This window comes from Candidatus Infernicultor aquiphilus, assembly GCF_002784285.1.
Taxonomy (GTDB): Bacteria; Atribacterota; Phoenicimicrobiia; order Phoenicimicrobiales; family Phoenicimicrobiaceae; genus Infernicultor; species Infernicultor aquiphilus.
In genome coordinates this window covers 1-1,246 of record NZ_PFKO01000270.1, presented here as the reverse complement: position 1 = coordinate 1,246, position 1,246 = coordinate 1, and the positions used below count along the sequence as shown (strand labels likewise).

Sequence of the window (1,246 nt, the reverse complement as noted above, 5' to 3'; positions counted from 1 at the left end):
TTGGACCTAATAAAGAAATATTTCATTTACACCCCCTGGAAGAATATGATAAAGGTGTATTAGAAATAACCGTATCCTCTCTTAAAGCAGTCTTTTTTGTAAAAGATTTCAAAGGTAATAAAGATTATAAAAAAGTTAGAACTTTTGAGGGACAACCTACAGGAATTCCCAGCCAACGTAGAATAATTGTAATCTTTAAGGATGGCGAAAATTTCTATGGTACTACCCATAGTTATGATCCAGAACGAAAAGGATTTTTTGTCTATCCTATAGACCCTAAAGATAATAATGATAGAGTTTTTGTAGTTTCTCCGGCAATAAACAGTGTTAAATTACAAAAATTCAATGCGGAAGACTTTCAAATCCACGTCTACAAAACCATATAACCTTTAAAATTAACATAGAAAGTTGTGAAGAATGAATGTATAAATACGAAGTGATTGTATGGTGGAGCGAAAAAAATCAAGCTTATATAGCCGAAGTTCCTGAACTACCAGGGTGTATGAGTGATGGTGGAACTTATGAAGAGGCTTTAAAAAATATTCAACTAATTATTTCTGAATGGATAGAGACAGCTAAAGAATTAGGGAGAGAGATTCCTGAACCTAAAGGAAAACTTATGTATGCATAATTTTTTTTCACTGGGGTCATTATCGTGCAGGAGGGGATGAAATTATATGCGAGATGAGACCGCTGAATGGATTACCCAGGCGGAGTATGATATCGATACAGCGCAGGCTATGTTTGAGCAGTATCCTTCATCGATTGCAGAAAGATATCTCAAAAATGCAAGGGAGGTAATAAAATGCCTAAAACTACAAGTGAGCTAACCGATATTGTATTGTTGTTTATAAACGTCTTAAAATCTAAAGGTATAATAATTGAAAAAGTATATTTATATGGCTCCAGTATAAAAGGCACTTCTAGACCGGATAGTGATATAGACCTCATATTAGTTTCACCCACATTTTCCAAAATGCCCTTTTGGAAACGATGGGAGATTATTGGAGATGCTCTGGCTGAACTAATGGAACCGATAGAGGTTCTTGCCTTTTCACCCGAAGAATTTGAGAAGAAAAAAGAAAAACAGGCCAGCTTTTTGCAATATATTATAAAACAACCGGAAACAATTGATGTTGTTTTTTAACTTCCATAAATCTTATATTAGAAGGATCTATAAAAAAGGTCCTTTTTTACGGTAAAATTATGAATCCATTTTCTACCAAAACTCTTTCGTAAGAGTTTT

The 1,246-nt window shown here is 33.9% G+C and carries 4 protein-coding genes; all 4 read left to right on the top strand.

Going from position 1 to position 1,246, the window contains the following annotated elements:
• On the top strand, positions 1–386 hold a 386-nt coding region (locus COZ07_RS07360; protein ID WP_406607925.1), incomplete at its 5' end, for a DUF6982 domain-containing protein.
• Between the two features lie 35 nt (positions 387–421).
• On the top strand, positions 422–631 hold the full coding sequence (locus COZ07_RS07355; RefSeq protein WP_406607924.1) for a type II toxin-antitoxin system HicB family antitoxin: 210 nt from the start codon (positions 422–424) through the stop codon (positions 629–631).
• Between the two features lie 46 nt (positions 632–677).
• Positions 678–830 (top strand): hypothetical protein, encoded by a 153-nt coding sequence (locus COZ07_RS07350; RefSeq protein ID WP_406607923.1) that lies wholly within the window; start codon positions 678–680, stop codon positions 828–830.
• A complete protein-coding gene (locus tag COZ07_RS07345; RefSeq protein WP_406607922.1) occupies positions 806–1,147 on the top strand; it encodes a nucleotidyltransferase domain-containing protein in 342 nt (113 codons plus the stop codon). The genes COZ07_RS07350 and COZ07_RS07345 overlap by 25 nt, the downstream gene beginning before the upstream one ends.
• Positions 1,148–1,246 lie beyond the last annotated feature (99 nt).